This is a genomic window from Spirosoma utsteinense (genome assembly GCF_014282275.1).
GTDB classification, from domain to species: Bacteria; Bacteroidota; Bacteroidia; order Cytophagales; family Spirosomataceae; genus Spirosoma; species Spirosoma utsteinense.
Genome location: NZ_VFIA01000152.1, coordinates 1 through 1,060, shown reverse-complemented (window position 1 = coordinate 1,060; position 1,060 = coordinate 1). Strand labels below are relative to the sequence as shown.

The 1,060-nt window shown below is 48.5% G+C and carries 2 protein-coding genes; both read right to left on the bottom strand.

Features of this window, described 5'->3' with window-relative positions; genetic code table 11:
• Window positions 1-8: 8 nt before the first annotated feature.
• A complete protein-coding gene (locus FH603_RS28200; RefSeq protein ID WP_186742711.1) occupies window positions 9-572 on the bottom strand; it encodes a transposase in 564 nt (187 codons plus the stop codon).
• Window positions 550-1,023: a helix-turn-helix domain-containing protein gene (locus FH603_RS28195; RefSeq protein ID WP_186742709.1), complete on the bottom strand. Its 474-nt coding sequence runs from the start codon at window positions 1,021-1,023 to the stop codon at window positions 550-552. Before FH603_RS28195 ends, FH603_RS28200 begins: the two co-directional genes overlap by 23 nt.
• Window positions 1,024-1,060 lie beyond the last annotated feature (37 nt).

The following is a 1,060-nucleotide window of genomic DNA, read 5'->3' as shown; positions in this document are numbered from 1 at the left end:
ATACTAATTCAAATTAATAACGTCGTGTTTTTTAAGTACGGGAAACAGGTCAGTGAAATGACCTTGCCTTCTTCGGCAAACAGCCCCTCAACAATCACCTGAATGCGGCTTTGCGCGTCTTGTAAACAGTCAAATACTTTGTTCTTCAACTGCTTACGAACTTCCTTGAAGAAACGCTCCACGGGATTCAATTCTGGGCAGGCCGCTGGTAAACGTTCGAAGATCAGCTTCCTTTCATCAAACAGATCAATTCGGTGAGCAGTAGCCCCATCAGCGATAAACAGCGATTTAGGCCCGACACAGGCTTGAACCTGCTCAACAAACCACCCAAACTGTTCGCTATTCAGGTGGGGCAAAAAAGCAGCGTATCCCTGCCCGCTAAAAGGACAAAGCGTCAGATACAAATACGTATTTTCATAGCCAATCCGCACCGGTGCCAACGGGCGATGGCCCATAGGCGTCCATTTACAGCCTAACTCGGTGCGGGTGCCCGCCCGCAACTCATCGTGAAACAAAATGGCCTCATCGGCAAAGTCGGCTCGTAACTCGCTAAATCTTTTTAAAAAAAGCAATCGCCCCTGGCCTCTGGCGCACATTCACCGGACGGCCAGTCTTTTGTTTTATCTTGAGTCGCTTACAGAGCGCACTCACTCCACCAATGGTGTACTCGACTCCTAAACTGCCCGCCAAATAGGCTTGAATATCTTCGAGTCGTTGAGCTTGGTCATCAAAGAGAAATTGCCGGAGATGACTTATCTGAACACTACTCAACTTACCCAAACTATGTCGGGTAGGCTTGACCATCAGGGCTTGGAAACCACCTTGCTGATAGGTATGCCAGAGTCGTTGAGCATGGCGCTGGCCAAGGCCAATCGCTTCACCAGCCGCACTCTGGGTGTTAGCCCGGCCCGTTTTCAAGAGTTTCAGGAAGCGAATTCGATCCCGGTTGATGGCATTGCTCTGCGCTTTTTCCGCTCTCTGGAGAAAGTCTACGTCCTCGTGTATTTTATCTGCATACTTCATAGAACAAAAATACGCTATCTGTGATTTGAATTAGTAT

Bases quoted from the DNA above. Each gene is read 5' to 3' on its own strand.
- FH603_RS28195 (WP_186742709.1), bottom strand. From the start codon at position 1,023: ATGAAGTATGCAGATAAAATACACGAGGACGTAGACTTTCTCCAGAGA.